The sequence below is a fragment of the Mesorhizobium sp. B1-1-8 genome (assembly GCF_006442795.2).
Lineage (GTDB): Bacteria > Pseudomonadota > Alphaproteobacteria > Rhizobiales > Rhizobiaceae > Mesorhizobium.
In genome coordinates this window covers 110,559-127,065 of sequence record NZ_CP083957.1, presented here as the reverse complement: position 1 = coordinate 127,065, position 16,507 = coordinate 110,559, and the positions used below count along the sequence as shown (strand labels likewise).

14 protein-coding genes are annotated in these 16,507 nt (G+C 63.8%); 11 read left to right on the top strand and 3 right to left on the bottom strand.

From position 1 onward, the window contains the following. The first annotated feature begins 56 nt into the window (after window positions 1–56). Complete coding sequence (locus FJ974_RS28285; protein ID WP_140532170.1) at window positions 57–1,250, top strand: cation:proton antiporter; 1,194 nt, start codon at window positions 57–59, stop codon at window positions 1,248–1,250. Between the two features lie 333 nt (window positions 1,251–1,583). Here the strand turns inward: FJ974_RS28285 and FJ974_RS28280 are convergent, their stop codons facing one another. Further along, window positions 1,584–2,510, bottom strand: a complete 927-nt coding sequence (locus FJ974_RS28280; RefSeq protein WP_140532168.1) for a GNAT family N-acetyltransferase — start codon at window positions 2,508–2,510, stop codon at window positions 1,584–1,586. A gap of 197 nt (window positions 2,511–2,707) precedes the next feature. On the opposite strand from FJ974_RS28280, the gene argE reads away from it, so the two are divergent. The 6 genes from argE to FJ974_RS28250 all read left to right on the top strand — a co-directional run bounded on the left by argE (window position 2,708) and on the right by FJ974_RS28250 (window position 9,288). Beyond that, a complete protein-coding gene (gene argE, locus FJ974_RS28275) occupies window positions 2,708–3,832 on the top strand; it encodes an acetylornithine deacetylase (protein ID WP_140532166.1) in 1,125 nt (374 codons plus the stop codon). A gap of 13 nt (window positions 3,833–3,845) precedes the next feature. Further along, window positions 3,846–4,769, top strand: a complete 924-nt coding sequence (locus FJ974_RS28270) for a 2-hydroxyacid dehydrogenase (RefSeq protein ID WP_140532164.1) — start codon at window positions 3,846–3,848, stop codon at window positions 4,767–4,769. 24 nt (window positions 4,770–4,793) lie between these two features. Continuing rightward, window positions 4,794–5,147 (top strand): cupin domain-containing protein, encoded by a 354-nt coding sequence (locus FJ974_RS28265; RefSeq protein WP_140532162.1) that lies wholly within the window; start codon window positions 4,794–4,796, stop codon window positions 5,145–5,147. A 148-nt stretch (window positions 5,148–5,295) separates the two neighbouring features. Then, on the top strand, window positions 5,296–6,759 hold the full coding sequence (locus FJ974_RS28260) for an aldehyde dehydrogenase family protein (protein ID WP_140532160.1): 1,464 nt from the start codon (window positions 5,296–5,298) through the stop codon (window positions 6,757–6,759). Between the two features lie 10 nt (window positions 6,760–6,769). Then, on the top strand, window positions 6,770–7,813 hold the full coding sequence (locus FJ974_RS28255) for a tartrate dehydrogenase (RefSeq protein ID WP_140532158.1): 1,044 nt from the start codon (window positions 6,770–6,772) through the stop codon (window positions 7,811–7,813). A 17-nt stretch (window positions 7,814–7,830) separates the two neighbouring features. Next, window positions 7,831–9,288 carry an NAD-dependent succinate-semialdehyde dehydrogenase gene (locus FJ974_RS28250; protein ID WP_140532156.1) on the top strand — a complete coding sequence of 486 codons (1,458 nt, stop codon included), beginning with the start codon at window positions 7,831–7,833 and terminating at the stop codon, window positions 9,286–9,288. A gap of 34 nt (window positions 9,289–9,322) precedes the next feature. Here the strand turns inward: FJ974_RS28250 and FJ974_RS28245 are convergent, their stop codons facing one another. After that, entirely contained in the window at window positions 9,323–10,597 is a 1,275-nt protein-coding gene (locus FJ974_RS28245; RefSeq protein ID WP_140532154.1) for an NAD(P)/FAD-dependent oxidoreductase, read from the bottom strand. A gap of 16 nt (window positions 10,598–10,613) precedes the next feature. Then, entirely contained in the window at window positions 10,614–11,282 is a 669-nt protein-coding gene (locus FJ974_RS28240; RefSeq protein WP_140532152.1) for a haloacid dehalogenase type II, read from the bottom strand. Window positions 11,283–11,600: 318 nt separating this feature from the next. Here FJ974_RS28240 and FJ974_RS28235 point away from each other — a divergent pair, with 318 nt between their 5' ends. The 4 genes from FJ974_RS28235 (at window position 11,601) to FJ974_RS28220 (ending at window position 16,462) form a co-directional block, all read left to right on the top strand. Further along, entirely contained in the window at window positions 11,601–12,440 is an 840-nt protein-coding gene (locus tag FJ974_RS28235; protein ID WP_140532150.1) for a GNAT family N-acetyltransferase, read from the top strand. 14 nt (window positions 12,441–12,454) lie between these two features. Then, complete coding sequence (locus FJ974_RS28230) at window positions 12,455–13,828, top strand: aspartate aminotransferase family protein (protein ID WP_140532148.1); 1,374 nt, start codon at window positions 12,455–12,457, stop codon at window positions 13,826–13,828. Between the two features lie 267 nt (window positions 13,829–14,095). After that, complete coding sequence (locus FJ974_RS28225; protein WP_413468378.1) at window positions 14,096–14,788, top strand: HAD-IA family hydrolase; 693 nt, start codon at window positions 14,096–14,098, stop codon at window positions 14,786–14,788. A 63-nt stretch (window positions 14,789–14,851) separates the two neighbouring features. After that, the gene (locus tag FJ974_RS28220) at window positions 14,852–16,462 is read left to right on the top strand and encodes an ABC transporter substrate-binding protein (RefSeq protein ID WP_140532144.1); all 1,611 of its coding nucleotides are present in this window, start codon (window positions 14,852–14,854) and stop codon (window positions 16,460–16,462) included. The last annotated feature ends 45 nt before the right edge of the window (window positions 16,463–16,507 follow it).

Here is a 16,507-nt window from a genome sequence, read left to right as displayed (position 1 = left end):
GGTAGCCATAGCGGCTTGTGCTTGCCGGATCCCATCCTAGCTAGCCATAATCCGGAATGGACGAACTCTCGATTCCCACGCTCGGGCTCATTCTCCTGACGGCCTCGCTTGTCGCCATGATATCAAGGCGGCTGCGCCTTCCCTATAGCGTCGGTCTGGTAGCGGCCGGGATAGCGCTCGGCTTTGTCCCGGGCGGAACCGAGCTGCCACTGAGCCGGGACCTGATCTTCACGGTGTTTCTGCCGCCGCTGATTTTCCAGGCGGCGCTTGAGATCGAATGGCGCCATTTCCGCGTCAACCTTCCGGTAACTGCTTTGCTTGCCTTTCCGGGCGTGGCGATCGCCGCTGCGGTTGTAGCACTCGGCATGCATTGGCTGCTCGGATGGAGTTGGACTGGCGCAACCCTCTTCGGCGTGCTGATCGCGGCGACGGATCCGGTCTCGGTATTAGCCGCCTTCAAGGAGATGAAAGTGCAGCCGCGCCTCGGGCTGCTGGTCGAATCCGAAAGCCTGCTCAACGATGGAGCGGCGGCAGTCGGTTTCGCCATCCTGGTGGCGGTGGCGTCAGGCGCCAGCGCCACGCCCCTGGCCATCGCCTCTTCCTTTGTCTGGATCGTCGCGGGCGGCATCGCCATCGGAGCGGCCGTCGCAGCGGTGCTCCTTCTCATTGCGGGGCGGACCGAGGATCACCTCGTGGAGATCACTCTCACCACGATCGCGGCCTATGGATCTTTTTTGATTGCCGAGAAATTTGGGATGTCGGGCGTACTCGCGACGCTCACCGCGGGCCTGCTGGTCGGAAATGTGGGCTGGAAAGGTGCGATATCGGCCAACGCACGGAGCCACGTCCTGGCTTTCTGGGGTTATGCGGCCTTTCTTGCCAACTCGATCGTATTTATCCTGATAGGCGGCCATGAAGCGCACCAATCTCTCGGCATTTTCGCAGCCAGCTCGGCGATCGCGGTGGCGCTCGTCCTGCTTAGCAGGGTTTTAGCTATTTACCCGCTCTGTGCCCTGCTCTACCCCACCTCGTTGAAGGTCGATCCCAGATATCAGCATGTTCTTGTCTGGGGAGGCCTGCGCGGCTCGCTTGCCCTTGCCTTGGCGTTGGCACTCCCTCAACACATAGCAGAGCGCGGGGTTATCATCGTCACTGCGTTTGCCGTTGTGGCTTTCTCGATTTTTGTCCAGGGTCTTACGATGCCATGGCTCATCAAGAAGATGGGGCTGACTGCCAACAAAGCCGCGTAAGAGTGGGGCAGCCAAAAATTTGCAATCCGCGAAACGGCCCGGAAGTGGTCTCCCGACCAAGCCAAGAAATACCGCCGCTTACTTCGGGCTGGATTCGATGCGATCCCCGAAGCCTGCTCCCGCGTGACGGCTGGGGCCCCTTTGGGGGCTACAGATTGCTCTATTTGCGATCTTCAAAGCTCTGACGTCGGATCTACCCCAACCCGGCGAGACTTGAACGGCTGGGTTGGTCGCGAGCGTAGGTCCGCTTTCCGGATGGCCAAGGTGGATAGATAGGATGGCATGCGGACCACCTGTGCCTTAGGCTGGTAACCACGGCGCGACCGAAGACAACTACCCGAGGGTTTGACTTGCTAAGGCATAGGTCCTCAGCGAGCCGCCAGCGGCAAAATCGGCCATGCGTTTGCCCAACGACATGGTCAGCACCGTGTCGAACACCGGCATTTCAGCGTACGACAAAAAGGCTGCGAAGTCGCCACTGTCCATGTGCGTGTCGACTCTGAGGAAAGACCCCGAATGCTCGGCCACGTGCGGCCGGGCAACTGCCACCGCATCAGCATCGTTTTCAGCCACGACCGGTCCCAGGACGTGGCCGCGCCCGAACGGGCGGCAGAGCGCGAAAGCGCTAAGCTTATCGCCCCTGAAAAGACCATAGCCGGTCGAGTGCGCGAAGAGCTTTTCAATAAGCGCTGTCCGCCTCACGCCAAACCCCGCCGCGTCGAGGGCGACCGCTGCCGGAACATCGCTTGCGTCCAAAGTCCGGACGTCGCCGCGCTCTTCCGTGGGGCTACCTGCCGTTGGGACGCGGGCGATGCCCTGGCATTGATAGACAGTCCTCTCCGGATGGAAGTCGAGCGAGAGATAGAGCCGCCGTGCGGCGCGGGTTGCATTGAGGCGAAGGTCGCGCCCGGGAATGTTGTCGAAAACCCGCTTCATGAGCCACTGCGCCGCCCCGAGCGTCTGAAGCCGTGGCGAGGTGATGACCATGCCAACGGTCGCGAAGCTGGGACCGTGCCCGAACCACATCGCGGATCCCAGAACCCGGCCGATCTCATCGAGAGCCACCAAGCCTTGTCCCGTTTCGCGCAGGAATTGCCAGTCTTCTGCCCGATGCGGCCAGCCCACAGACAAGGAGAGCGCATGCAATCGGTCCAGTTCAACACCTTTGATGTCGGCGATCCGCACCGAGAAGGCATCGATTTTCAAGCTTTCGGACGGCTTCAATTCCTTGCCTCTGAAAGATTGCGTAACGGGTGACATACAACGTCCCTGCCCGCCAACGCTAAACAACCAGACCGATACGATTTGCTCGAATGACGCGTGCCAACGCAAGATTCAACTGAAACACTTCCGCTTTCGGCACGCAATCGCGAAGGAAAGCGCGCATCCTCTGCGGCAATTCTGCAGTTATGGCCGGCGCCGAACCCGGCGAACCCGAAAATACGTTGAGGGCTGGAATGGACGTCTTCGACATCCTCGACCGTCTCGTCGCCTTTCCCTCCGTCGCCGGCAAGCCGAACGGCGACGTCGCCGGCTGGATCGAGACGTATCTTCGCGAACATGGAGCAAAGGTCACGCTGCTTCCCGGGCCAGAAGGCGACCGCTCCAATCTGTTCGCGACGGTCGGTCCCGCCGATGTCCCGGGCTATGTCCTGTCCGGCCACATGGATGTCGTCCCCGCCGGCGAGCCGCAATGGAGTTCGGACCCGTTCGCCTTGCGCCGCGAGGGCGAGCGGCTCTACGGACGCGGCGCCACCGACATGAAGGGGTTTCTTGCGGCAGTGCTCGCGGCTTTGCCCGTGCTGACGAAACTGCGCCTGGCCAAGCCGATCCATGTCGCTTTCTCCTACGACGAGGAAATTGGATGCCGCGGCGTGCCGCATCTGATCGCCCGCCTTCCCGAACTTTGCGCCAAGCCGCTCGGCGTCATCGTTGGCGAGCCGAGCGGCATGCGCCCAGTGCGCGGCCACAAGGGGAAGGCGGCGGCACGTGTAACCATCTATGGATGTTCCGGCCATTCCTCGCGACCCGATCTCGGGCGCAATGCCGTCCACGCCATGGCCGAAACGCTGAGTGCGATCGTGCGCGAGGCTGAGAGGCTGACGCGCGGGCCGTTCGACGCTGCCTTCGAGCCGCCCTACTCCTCGCTGCAGGCTGGCGTGATCGGGGGCGGGCAATCGGTCAACATCATTCCCGACACCTGCACGCTGGACCTGGAGGCGCGCGCAATACCCGGCGTCGACCCGGCCAGCCTGCTTGCTCCGGTCAGGGCGAAGGCGGAGGCCTGTGGGGCCGACGGCTTTCGGGTCGAATGGACGCCGCTCAGTGCCTACCCAGCGCTGTCGCTGCCACAGGACGCGCCACTGGCAGCGCTGCTCAGCGAGCTGACCGGCGAAACGCCGCTGGCCGCCGTCAGCTACGGCACGGAGGCCGGGCTTTACCAGGCCGCGGGGCTGGACGCGATCATCTGCGGCCCCGGCGACATCGGCCGCGCCCACAAGCCGAACGAATACATCCTCGCCAGCGAGCTCACCGCCTGCCAACGGATGATCGAAGCGCTGGGCGCGCACTGCGCGGTTTGACGGAGCGGCCAGAATGACCTTCCTGTTCAATTCCGATGCGCGCCGCGGCGCAGTTTTCGCGGAGGCGTTCGCCAAAGAACTGCCGGATCTCCCGTTCGCCATGGACGCCGCGACAGTTGATCCCGATAGGGTGCGCTATCTGATCACCTGGGCCGTGCCGGAAAACCTTGCCCGCTACGGGAACCTGGAAATCCTGTTCTCGCTAGGCGCCGGCGTCGATCAGTTCCGCTTCGATGCGGTGCCTGCGAACGTGAAGGTCGTGCGCATGATCGAGGAAGGCATCGTGCGCATGATGCAGGAATATGTGACGCTTGCCGTGCTTGCGCTTCACCGCAACCTGCCGGCCTATCTGGCGCAGCAGCGCGCCGGCGAGTGGTGCGATATCCCGCAGGCTCAGGCCGGGTCGCGCCGGATCGGTGTGCTCGGCCTCGGGCAGCTCGGCCAAGCCGTCCTCGACCGGCTGAAACCCTTCGGCTTCCCGCTCGCCGGATGGAGCCGCTCCCCGTGGCGAGTCGAGGGCGTGACCTGTTATCGTGGCGATCTTGGGCTGGTGCAGATGCTGGCGGCCAGTGACATATTGGTCTGCCTGCTGCCACTCATCGAGGAGACGCGCGGATTTCTGAACGCCAGGCTGTTCGCGAAACTGCCCAAAGGCGCGGCGCTCGTTCACACCGGTCGCGGACCCCAGCTCGACCACGAGGCGCTTGTCGCCGCGCTCGACAGCGATCACCTCTCGGCCGCAATGATCGACGTGACTGATCCCGAACCGCTGCCCGCGCGACATCCGTTCTGGTCGCATCCGAAGATCATCCTGACTCCGCATATCGCCAGCGTCACCCAACCCGCGACAGCCGCGTGCGCCGTCATCGACAACATCAAACGCCACCGTGCCGGCCTCGATCCCGTCGGTCTCGTCGACCGGTCGCGCGGCTATTGAAGCTTCAACTGGAAAGGCCATCCCTTGTCCCTGCTCAAGACCGTCGATACCGACCCGGTTTTCCCGCCGCGCGAGTCCAAGGCGCTGCCCGAGCGGCTGATTGCCGGCGACCCTGCCTTCAAGACCTGGGCGCAGGATGTCGCCAAGGACGATCTCGTGCACACCGGCGTCTGGGAAGCGACACCGGGCGAGACGCGCTCGATCAAGGGTGAGACTTTCGAGTTCTGCCACATCCTCACCGGCGTGATTGAAGTCACGCCCGACGGCGGCGAGACAATGACCTACCGGGCTGGCGACAGCTTCGTGATGAAGCCTGGCTTCACCGGCGTTTGGAAGACCATCGAAACGGTGCGCAAGATCTACGTGACGGTAGGGTAATGGGGTCTGCCCGGGCCGGCGACGCCGCAACAGATTTTGCCGTCCCTCATCGCCAGCACGCAACAATCGTCCGCGGCCGGTCGGTGAACGGCGCCTGCTGCGCTCCTGCCCGCGCTAGGCTCTCCAGAACAGCTGAGAGTGGGCGCCCATGGGCTTGAGCTTCGATCCGGATACCGTCTCCCTTCCCGTCGGCCATTTTGTCGGCGGCGAACTGATCGCGGCCGAGGGCGCGATCGAGATGCGCCGACCTTCGGATGGTAGGCCATACACCGCCTGCCCGGTGGCCGGCGCCGATATGGTCGACCGCGCGGTGGAAAGTGCCAAGGCGGCGCTGAAGGCAAGCAACTGGGGCGGTGTTCGGCCGCGCGAACGCACCAGGGCGCTGCAGGCGTGGGCCGACCTGATCGAGGCGGAAGCCGAAACGCTCGCCCGGATCGAGGCCTTGTGCTCGACCCGGCCCGTGGGCCAGCTCGTCGCCGGCGACATCGCCGTCACCGCCGAGCAGATCCGCTTCTTTGCCGAGTTCGCCGACAAGGAAGGCAGCGAGCTGGCACCGACCGACGACGCCAGCCTCGGCATGATCATAAGCGAGCCCTATGGCGTGGTCGGCGCGATCACTCCGTGGAATTTTCCGATCTCGATGGCCGGATGGAAACTCGGCCCGGCGCTGGCCGCGGGCAATGCAGTCGTGCTGAAGCCGTCGGAAATGACGCCTTTCTCGGCTGTCTACATAGCAGAGCTCGCCGTCAGGGCCGGCTTGCCGGCGGGGCTTGTCAACGTGGTGCTGGGTGACGGTCCGACGACCGGCACGGCGCTCACCGGCCATCCCGAGATAGCCAAGGTCTCCTTCACCGGTTCGACCCGCGCCGGCTCGGCCATCATGGAGAACGTCGCCCGCACAGGCGTCAAGCCGATGACGCTGGAGCTCGGCGGCAAGAGCCCGCAGCTCGTCTTTGCCGATGCCGATCTCGACAAGGCGGCGACGGCAATCGCCGGCAGCGCCACCTTCAATGCCGGCCAGGCCTGCGTGGCCGGCACGCGTCTGATCGTCGAGAGGAGCGTGGCCGACAGGCTGACATCTGTCATCATGGAGAAGATGAAGGCAGTGCGGTCCGGCGCAACCTGGGACGAGGCGACGCAGTATTCGCCTATTATCTCGGAACGGCAGCGGGCGCGTGTGGACGGCATCGTGCGGGCCGCCGTGGAGGCTGGCGGCGAGTGCCTCACCGGCGGCGCTGTCATGGACAACCCCGGTTATTTCTACAAACCGACGCTGATCGCCAATGTCGGCCAAGACAATCCGGCGATCGTCGAGGAAATCTTCGGCCCCGTCCTGACCGTCCAGACCTTCGAGACCGAGGACGAGGCGCTGGCACTGTCCAGTCATCCGACCTACGGGCTGGCATCCGGCCTGTTCACGTCCGACCTTTCCCGCACGATCCGTTTCGCGCGCAAGCTCGAAGCGGGCACCGTCTGGGTCAACCGCTACAGCCGCTCACGCGACCACATCCTGCCGACCGGCGGCTACAAGCGCTCGGGCATCGGCAAAGACCTCGGCCGCGAGGCCTATCTCGCCAACCGCAGGACCAAGAGCGTCCTGATCAGCCTCTAGAGAGATGCCGATGAAGTCCTATTCAATCGCTCTGATCCCCGGTGACGGCATCGGCCGCGACGTGACCGCCGCCGCCTGGACGGTGCTGGAAACCGCGGCCAAAAACTTCGGCTTTACCCTGACGGGAACCGAGTTCCCCTGGTCCTGCCGCTTCTTCAAGGAAACCGGCCGCATGATGCCCGAGGACGGCATCGAGACCTTGCGCGGTTTCGATGCCATCCTTCTGGGGGCGGTCGGCTGGCCGGCGGAGGTGCCGGATTCAGTCTCACTGCACGGGCTGCTGCTGCCGATCCGCAAGGCGTTCGTGCAATATGCCAATATCCGGCCGCATCGCCTGTTGCCTGGCGTCACCGGACCGCTGCGGGCGGAAAGTTTCGACATCCTGTGCATCCGCGAAAACACCGAAGGCGAATATTCAGGCGCCGGCGGACGCGTGCACCAGGGCACCGCGGACGAGGTCGCGGTGGAAACCTCGATCTTCACGCGCGCCGGCGTCGAGCGCATCCTGCGCTTCGGCTTCGAGCAGGCGCGGTCGCGCCGGCGCAAGCTGGCCTCCGTCACCAAGTCCAACGCGCAGAAATATTCGATGGTGTTCTGGGATGAGATCACGCGAAAGCTGGCGGCGGATTATGCGGACGTCGAAGTGACCAGCTACCATGTCGACGCGCTCGCCGCGCGCATGATCATGGCGCCGGAGAGCCTCGACGTGGTCGTCGCCTCCAATCTCTTCGGCGACATCCTCACCGACATTGGCGCGGCGATTCAGGGCGGGCTCGGCTATGCCGCCTCCGCCAATATCAACCCCGACCGCTCGGCGCCGTCCATGTTCGAGCCAGTGCACGGTTCCGCGCCCGACATCGCCCATCTCGGCATCGCCAATCCGATCGCCACCATCTGGTCCGGCGCCATGATGCTCGATCATCTCGGTGCAAAGGCTGCCGCCGTTCGCGTCATGAAGGCGCTCGAGACGACAACTGCCGGAGGCATTGGAACCACCCCCGGCAAGGATCGCTCGGAAGCGATTACTGCCGCCGTCGTCGCGGCGCTTACCTGATTGCAAGGTCGTTTTCGATGAAAAACCTGAAAGACAATAGTCTGTTCCGCGAGGCCGGCCTGATCGGCGGCAAATGGGTGGCCGCCGCTTCCGGCAAAACGGTCGATGTCGCCGATCCGGCGACACAGACAGCGATCGGCACCGTGCCCGACATGGGCGGTGCGGAGACCCGCGCGGCCATAGACGCTGCGACTTTCGCTTATCGGGATTGGAAGGGAAAGACCAACGCCGAACGCGCTGCCCTGCTGGAGGCCTGGCATGGCCTGCTGCTTGCGCATCTGGACGATCTGGCGCTGATCCTGACGACCGAACAGGGCAAGCCGCTGGACGAAGCCAAAGGCGAGATCCGCTATGGCGCGTCCTTCCTCAAATGGTTCGCGGAGGAAGCGCGCCGCATCAGCGGCCACACCATCCCCTCGCCGACCTCCGATCGCCGTATCATCGTGCTGAAGGAGCCGGTCGGGGTGTGCGGCATCATCACGCCGTGGAATTTCCCGAACGCGATGATCACCCGCAAGGTCGCGCCGGCGCTGGCCGCGGGCTGCACGGTGGTCATCAAGCCGTCCGAATTCACGCCTTATTCGGCGCTGGCGCTCTGCGTGCTAGCCGAACGCGCGGGCGTCCCCGCCGGAGTCATCAACATCGTCACCGGCATGCCGGCCGAGATCGGCAACGAGATTATGGCCAATGAGGCCGTTCGCAAGATCTCCTTCACCGGTTCGACGCGGGTCGGCTCGCTGCTGATGCGCGGGGCGGCCGACAGCGTGAAGCGGCTCAGCTTAGAGCTCGGCGGCAACGCGCCCTTCATCGTCTTCGACGACGCCGATCTCGACCTTGCGGTCGAGGGCGCGCTCGCCTCGAAATTCCGCAATGGCGGCCAGACCTGCGTGTGCGCCAACCGCATCCTGGTTCAGGCGGGAGTCTATGACGCCTTCGCCCAGAAGCTCAGCGCCCGCGTTAACGCCATGACGGTTGGGCCGGGCACTCAAGCCGGCGTCGCCATCGGACCGATGATCAATATGGCGGCGGTTGAGAAGATCAACCGCCACGTCGAGGATGCGCTCGCCAAAGGTGCCGCGATCATCACGCAGAAGCCAGCATTGCCCAAAGGTCCGCAATATGTCGCGCCGCTGGTGCTGACGGGCGCCACAAAGGAAATGGAACTCGCCAGCGAAGAGACGTTCGGCCCGGTCGCGCCGCTTTTCCGGTTCGAGACAGAAGCGGAGGCGATCACGCTCGCCAACGGCACACCCTACGGGCTTGCCTCCTACTTCTACACGGAGAACCTGAAGCGCGCCTGGCGTGTCGGCGAGGCACTGGAGTTCGGCATGGTGGGCCTCAACACCGGCTCGGTGTCGATGGAGGTGGCCCCGTTCGGCGGCGTCAAGCAATCCGGCCTCGGGCGCGAGGGGGCACAGGCCGGCATCGAGGAATATCTGGAGATGAAGAGCTTCCACATCGGCGGGCTGGGCTGAGCACCTTGGCTGCAGCCCGACCGCGCCGAAACGATCACTGAACTCGGTCGAGCGCCTTGTAGTAGAGGCCGACCATCGGCAAGAACCAGGGCTTGCCGGAATAGCCGGGGATGGAAGGCCAATCGAGGCCCTTCATCGGATTGCGGTCCTCACGGCCGAGCATGGCATCGGCCAGGATCATGCCGAGATGGGTGGAAAGCTGGGCGCCGTGGCCGGAATAGCCCATCGCGTACCAGACCCCGTCATGGTAGCCGGCGCGGGGGAAGCGATCCTTGGTCATGTCGACCAACCCGCCCCAGCAATAGTCGATCTCGACTTTGGCGAGCTGCGGAAAGATGGCGGCCAGGCTCGCTCGCAAAATCTGTCCGCTCTTGGCATCGGAGCGCTGGTCCGATGTCGCCGAAAAACGTGCGCGGCCGCCGAAGATGAGGCGGTTGTCCGGCGAAAGCCGGAAATAGTTGCCGATGTTCATCGAGGTCACGCATGTCCGGTTGCCCGGCATCGTCGCGGCGATCTCGGCCTGGCTCAACGGTCGCGTGGCGATGATGAAGCTGCCGACGGAAATAATCCTGCGGCGGAAATAATCGAAATTCGGCGTGGTGTAGGCGCCCGTCGCCACCAGCACATTGTCGGCGCTGATGCGGCCACGGGATGTAGTCAGCTCGTGCCTGTTGCCGGCCTGCTTGCGGTCGCTTACCGTCGCGTTCTCGTGGATGACGGCACCGTAGCGGGCGGCGGCCGTGGCGAGGCCGGCGACATAGCGGCCCATATGCATCATGGCGCTTTTCTTCGACAGCATCGCGCCGTGAAACGGCGAGCCGATCTCGGATTTGAGATCGGCCGCCGACAGCAGCGCCGTATCCGGATCCACCTCGGCATGGACGGCTTCGAAGTTACGGGCGATCGCCTCGAAATGCTGCGGCTTGGAGGCGAGCTTCAGCTTGCCGGCGCGGCGGAAGTTGCAGTCGATCCCTTCCGCGGCGATCAGCGCTTCGATCGTGTCGACGGAACCGTCCAGCGCCCGGTAGAGCGCGACGGCGCGTTCCTTGCCGAGTTCCGCCTTGGCCGAAAGGTAGCTGTGGGCGAGGCCGTTGTTCAGGTGCCCGCCATTGCGCCCGGATGCGCCCCAGCCCACCCGCTCCGCTTCCAGCACTGCCACCTTCGCGCCAGCTTTCGCCAGTTGGTAAGCGGCGGCAAGACCGGTGAAGCCGCCGCCGACGATGGCTGCATCGTAATGCCCATCGACCGGGCCTTGCGCCCCGCCGGAAAAGACTGGAGCGGTGTCGTGCCAGTAGGAGACCAACTTCATCGACAACCCGCCTGTTTCAGAGACCGACTACGCCCGGAAGGCCCGCAATGTCGGCGATCTCGACATAACCGTAATAAGGGTTCGCCGGCTCGTGACCGCGATTGATCCAGACCTTGTTCTTGATGCCGAGATCGTGTGCCGACATCAGGTCGTAGCGGAACGACGACGAGCAGTGAAGGATATCCTCCGGACCGCAGCCCAGCCTGTCGAACATGTACTCGAACGCCCTGAAGCGGGGCTTGTAGGCCTGTGCCTGCTCGGCGGTGTAGACGGCATGGAATGGCGCGCCGAGCTTCTCGACATTGGACATGATCTGCGCGTTCATGGCGTTGGACAGGACCACCAGCGGGATTTCCCTGGCGACCTTCGCCAGCCCGGCTGGAACATCCGCGTGGGGCCCCCAGGTCGGGACACGTTCATACACCATTCTGGCGTGGTCGGGACTGAAGGCGACACCGTTGCGCTTGCAGGCACGCTCGAGCGCGTTGTGGATGACGTCGGCATAGGGTTTCCAGTCGCCCAGGATCTCGTCCAGCCGGTAGGCCGCGAAGTTGTTGATGAACTCCTGCATGCGCGCCTCGTCAAGTCGACTGCCGTAGAGGTCGCGCGCCGCCTCCGCCATCTGGAAATTGGTCAACGTGCCGTAGCAGTCGAAGGTGATGTATTTGGGCCTGAAAGAAGCCATGTCCGTCGATCTCCGGTGAAGCACATCCGCTTTGGGACGTCTTTCATCATAGGCCGGCAGGCAACGACCCGCCTGACCGAAAAGCGCCTCCCGAGAGCAGAAAGTTCTGTATCCGCCATCCGGTTTGGCACGCTGTAGCATCTTGAGCGTCAATGGCTGCCGCGGGTCGAGGCGTGAAGCGCGTCCAGTTCGATAGCCGCCAGCACAAGATGCGGCGCACTCCCTGCGCAACGGCGAATGATACCGCCGAAGCCGAAACCTTCAGACGATCTGCGGCGCGCCGATGACCGAGACTTGTGGCACATGGAAGGATGCCTCATGCAGCAGGGCGAAATTGCAATCCAGGCCTTTGGGCCGGACCATATCGAGGGCGCAGTCGCGCTTTCTCGCCAGGAGAACTGGCCGCATCGCCCGCAGGACTGGCAGATGGCGCTGCAGCTCTCCAGCGGCGCGGTGGCGCTCGACGACGAGGGCCGGGTCACCGGGACAATCCTGGTAACGCCCTACGGCGCCGATTGCGCCATGATCAACATGGTGATCGTCGACAGGAACGCGCGGGGCAAGGGGCTCGGGCGCCGGCTCATGGAACGGGCCTTTGCCCTTGCCGGCGATCGTCCACTGCGACTTGTCGCGACAACCGACGGCATGCCGCTCTATCGGAAGCTCGGCTTCGCCCCCTCGGGCACGATCCTGCAGCATCAGGGCAACGTTGCTAAGCTTTGCGCACCCGATGGCGTGGAAGCAGCAAGCGCCAGTGACCGGCCTTGGATCAAGGCGATGGACCGTGACGCTTATGGAGCCGATCGCGAAGCTTTGATCGACGCGCTCGCCGAGCGCGGCCAATTCGCCGTCATCCGCCGTGATGGCGCCATAGAGGCCTATGCCGCGATCCGCCCGTTCGGACGCGGTGAAGTGATCGGCCCGGTCATTGCGGGCAGCGTTGCGGACGCCAAGGTGCTGATCAGCTACTTCGCCGCGCCGCGCCCCGGCGCCTTCCTGCGCGTGGATACCGACAGCCGCAGCGGCCTCGCCGGCTGGCTGACCGAAATCGGCCTCCTGCATGTCGGCGGCGGCGTGGCCATGTACCGCCCATCCAGAACGGACGCCGTCCCGGCCAGACCGAAAGTTTACGCCCTCGCCAACCAGGCGCTCGGCTAGTCAGGAGGACAAAAATGCTCGCCAATTCCCTGATCGAACTCGACCGCGCCCATCTCATCCACCCGGTCTCCTCCTATCGCGGCCATGAGGCGCTCGGCGTGCGCGTGCTGAAATCGGCGAAGGGCGCGACCGTGACCGATGCCTCCGGCCGGCAGCTTATCGACGGTTTCGCCGGGCTGTGGTGCGTCAATGCCGGATACGGCCACGACAGCATCGTCGAGGCGGCGGCACGTCAGATGCGCGATCTTCCCTACGCCACCGCCTATTTTGACCTTGGCTCCGAGCCCGCCATCCGCCTCGCCTCGGAGTTGGCCGAGCGCGCGCCCGGCGATCTCAATCACGTCTACTTCACGCTGGGCGGGTCTGACGCGGTCGACAGCACGATCCGTTTCGTCCGCTACTACTGGAATGCCAAGGGCGAGCCGAAACGCGATCAGTTCATTTCGATCGAGCAGGGTTATCACGGATCGTCGGTGGTCGGCGCGGGCCTGACCGCCCTGCCCGCTTTCCATGCCGGCTTCGGCATTCCTTTCGAATGGCAGCACAAGATCCCCTCGCCCTATCCCTATCGCAATCCGGTTGGCGATGACCAGAACGCCATCATCTCAGCATCGCTTGCGGCGCTGAAGGCCAGGATCGAGGAGATCGGGCCGGAGCGTGTCGCCGCCTTCTATGCCGAGCCGATCCAGGGCTCGGGCGGCGTTATCGTCCCGCCGAAGGGCTGGATCAAGGCCGTGCGCGAGCTCTGCCGCGAATATGGCGTCCTGTTCATCGCCGACGAGGTGATCACCGGCTTCGGGCGCACCGGGCCCCTGTTTGCCTGCACCGACGAGGACATCGTTCCCGATTTCATGACGACCGCGAAGGGCCTGACCTCGGGCTATGTCCCAATGGGCGCGGTGTTCATGGCCGATCATGTCTATGACGTCATCGCCGATAGTGCGGGTGCTTCGGCGGTCGGCCACGGCTATACCTATTCCGCCCATCCCGTCAGCGCCGCCGTGGCGCTCGAAGTGTTGAAGCTCTATGAAAACGGAATTCTTGCGAACGGCATCAAGGCCGGCGCCCGCCTGATGGCGGGACTGGCAGGCCTGAGCGATCATCCGCTCGTCGGCGAGGTGCGTGGCCGCGGCATGCTGGCCGCGATCGAGCTGGTAGTCGACAAAAGGAAGAAGACGCCGCTTCCCGCTTCGGCCATGCCGGCGCGGCGCGTCTTCGACAGGGCCTGGGACAACGGCCTTATCGTGCGTGCTTTCGCGCATGGCGTCATCGGTTACGCCCCGCCGCTCTGCTGCACCGACGGCGATATAGATGCGATCGTCGAGCGCACGCGTCGAACGCTCGACCAGACACTCGACGATCCGGATGTCCGCCGGGCCTTGCCATGACGGGCGATGAATGTGTCGTGTCTCGAAATAGCGCCGGGGCGGACGATTTCGCAATTTTGTGCCGCAGCCCTGCGCGTTTTCAGCGAATCCAGCGCGGGGGAAGTGCCAGACTGCTCTCAAGACAAGGCCAGAAAGGCCCGCATTTCAAGGCTTTTGAGAAGGCCGACGCCCCGGACAGCACGAATTTTGTTCTGTTCAACACCATGCAATTCGCCCGCGCGCAGAGGAGAGGCAGTCTTGGCCAGGGGCTTTAGCGAGTTCAAATACATGACCTTTGACGTTGTCGGCACGCTGATCGACTTCGAAGGCGGCATAACGACATGCCTGGCCGCAATTGCCGCCGAGGCCGGCGTTTCTATAGACGGCGAAGCCGCACTGAGCCTTTACCGGCAGGCCCGCTACATGCCCGATGCGGGCCTGTTTCCCGACGATCTCGTGCGTGTCTACATGGTCATCGCGCCACAGCTCGGCCTGCCGGCCGAGGAGAAATACGGCGTCCGCCTGTGGGATTCCGCCAGCATCTGGCAGGGCTTCCCCGACAGCGCGGCGGCCTTGGCCGACCTTGCGAAGTCCCATAAGCTGATTGCCATGACCAATGCCCGGCGCTGGGCGCTCGATCATTTCGACAAACAGCTCGGATCGCCCTTTTTCGCTACCTTCACCGCCGACGATACCGGCACGGAGAAACCGGATCCGGCCTTTTTCCAGAAGGTCTTCGATTTCGTCGCCTCAAGGGGCGATAGCAAGGACGACATCCTGCATGTCGCGCAAAGCCAATACCATGACATCGGCATTTCAAGGTCGCTCGGCATGACCAACTGCTGGATCGAGCGCCGCTATGCCCAGAAGGGCTATGGCGGCACGATCGAGCCCGGGCGCTTCACCGCGCCGGACTACCACTTCACCTCGATGGCCGCTTTCGCCGCGGCTGTGCGGGAAAGCCTGAAGGAACGGACCTGAGCTTAAAACCCGGCAAGCCGCATCAAGACGCGCATCCGGCCAAACAACAGAAAGGGGAATGACATGACCGACAAGATCACCAACTGGACCGGAGCAGATGATGCGATGGTCGAAAACGCCATCCGGCGGGGCGCGAGCCGCCGCGAACTTCTCAAGATGCTGTTGGCCGGCGGCGCCGCGTTTGCCGCAGGCAGCCTGGTGCTCGGCCGCGCCACCAATGCCGTCGCCGCCACGCCGGTTTCGGGCGGAAATTTCAAAGCCGCCGGATGGTCGTCCTCGACCGCCGACACGCTCGATCCGGCAAAGGCCTCGCTCTCCACCGACTATGTCCGCTGCTGCTCGCTCTACAACCGCCTGACTTTCCTCGACAAGGACGGCAAGACGCAGATGGAGCTGGCCGAAAGCTTCGACAGCAAGGACGCCAAGACCTGGACCGTGAAGCTGCGCAAGGGCGTCACCTTCCATGACGGCAAGGATCTCACCGCCGACGACGTCGTCTTCTCGCTGAAGCGCCATCTCGACAAGTCGGTTGGTTCCAAGGTCGCCAAGATCGCGGCGCAGATGACCGGCTTCAAGGCGCTCGACAAGTCGACCGTCGAAATCACGCTCGCCGACCCGAATGCCGACCTTCCGACCATCCTGGCACTGCATCACTTCATGATCGTCCAGGACGGCACCACGGACTTCTCCAAAGGCAACGGCACCGGCGCCTTCGTGCTTGAGACGTTCGAGCCGGGCGTTCGTTCGGTGGTCACCAAGAACAAGAACTACTGGAAGTCGGGCAAGCCCTATCTCGACTCCTTCGAGTTCATCGCCATCAGCGACGACAGCGCCCGCGTCAACGCCCTGATTTCCGGCGACATCAATTTTGCGGCCTCAATCAATCCGCGCTCGATGAAGCTGCTGGAGAGCCAGCAGGGCTTCGAACTGTCGAAGACGACCTCGGGCAATTACACCGACCTTAACATCCGGCTCGACATGGATCCGGGCAGCAAGGCCGACTTCGTGGCCGGCATGAAATATCTCGTCAACCGCGAGCAGATCGTCAAATCGGCATTGCGCGGTCTCGGCGAAATCGGTAACGACCAGCCGGTGCCGCCGGCGAACATCTTCCACAACGCCGACCTCAAGCCGAAGGCTTTCGATCCGGATAAGGCGAAGTTCCACTTCAAGAAGGCAGGCGTGCTCGGCCAGTCCATCCCGGTGATCGCGTCCGACGCCGCCACCTCCTCGATCGACATGGCTGTGATCATCCAGGCCGCCGGCGCGGATATCGGCATGAAGCTCGATGTCCAGCGTGTCCCGGCCGACGGCTACTGGGACAATTACTGGCTCAAGGCGCCAGTCCATTTCGGCAACATCAATCCGCGCCCGACGCCGGACATCCTGTTCTCGCTGCTTTACGCTTCCAACGCGCCGTGGAACGAAAGCCAGTACAAGTCCGAGAAATTCGACAAGATGCTCATCGAGGCGCGCGGCTCGCTTGACCAGGTCAAGCGCAAGGAGATCTACGGCCAGATGCAGACCATGGTGTCCGAAGAGGCCGGCACCATTATCCCGGCCTATATCTCCAACGTCGATGCCCTCTCCAGCAAGGTGAAGGGTTTGGAAGCGAACCCGCTTGGTGGCATGATGGGCTACGCAATGGCCGAATATCTCTGGCTCGAAGCCTGAAAGGCGCCTGCCGGGGGCCGGTCAGCCGGCTCCCGGCACCGCCTT

Coding starts and splice junctions, on each gene's coding strand:
- FJ974_RS28285 (WP_140532170.1), top strand. CDS start 57: ATGGACGAACTCTCGATTCCCACGCTCGGGCTCATTCTCCTGACGGCC.
- FJ974_RS28280 (WP_140532168.1), bottom strand. CDS start 2,510: ATGTCACCCGTTACGCAATCTTTCAGAGGCAAGGAATTGAAGCCGTCC.
- argE (WP_140532166.1), top strand. CDS start 2,708: ATGGACGTCTTCGACATCCTCGACCGTCTCGTCGCCTTTCCCTCCGTC.
- FJ974_RS28270 (WP_140532164.1), top strand. CDS start 3,846: ATGACCTTCCTGTTCAATTCCGATGCGCGCCGCGGCGCAGTTTTCGCG.
- FJ974_RS28260 (WP_140532160.1), top strand. CDS start 5,296: ATGGGCTTGAGCTTCGATCCGGATACCGTCTCCCTTCCCGTCGGCCAT.
- FJ974_RS28255 (WP_140532158.1), top strand. CDS start 6,770: ATGAAGTCCTATTCAATCGCTCTGATCCCCGGTGACGGCATCGGCCGC.
- FJ974_RS28250 (WP_140532156.1), top strand. CDS start 7,831: ATGAAAAACCTGAAAGACAATAGTCTGTTCCGCGAGGCCGGCCTGATC.
- FJ974_RS28245 (WP_140532154.1), bottom strand. CDS start 10,597: ATGAAGTTGGTCTCCTACTGGCACGACACCGCTCCAGTCTTTTCCGGC.
- FJ974_RS28240 (WP_140532152.1), bottom strand. CDS start 11,282: ATGGCTTCTTTCAGGCCCAAATACATCACCTTCGACTGCTACGGCACG.
- FJ974_RS28235 (WP_140532150.1), top strand. CDS start 11,601: ATGCAGCAGGGCGAAATTGCAATCCAGGCCTTTGGGCCGGACCATATC.
- FJ974_RS28230 (WP_140532148.1), top strand. CDS start 12,455: ATGCTCGCCAATTCCCTGATCGAACTCGACCGCGCCCATCTCATCCAC.
- FJ974_RS28225 (WP_413468378.1), top strand. CDS start 14,096: ATGACCTTTGACGTTGTCGGCACGCTGATCGACTTCGAAGGCGGCATA.
- FJ974_RS28220 (WP_140532144.1), top strand. CDS start 14,852: ATGACCGACAAGATCACCAACTGGACCGGAGCAGATGATGCGATGGTC.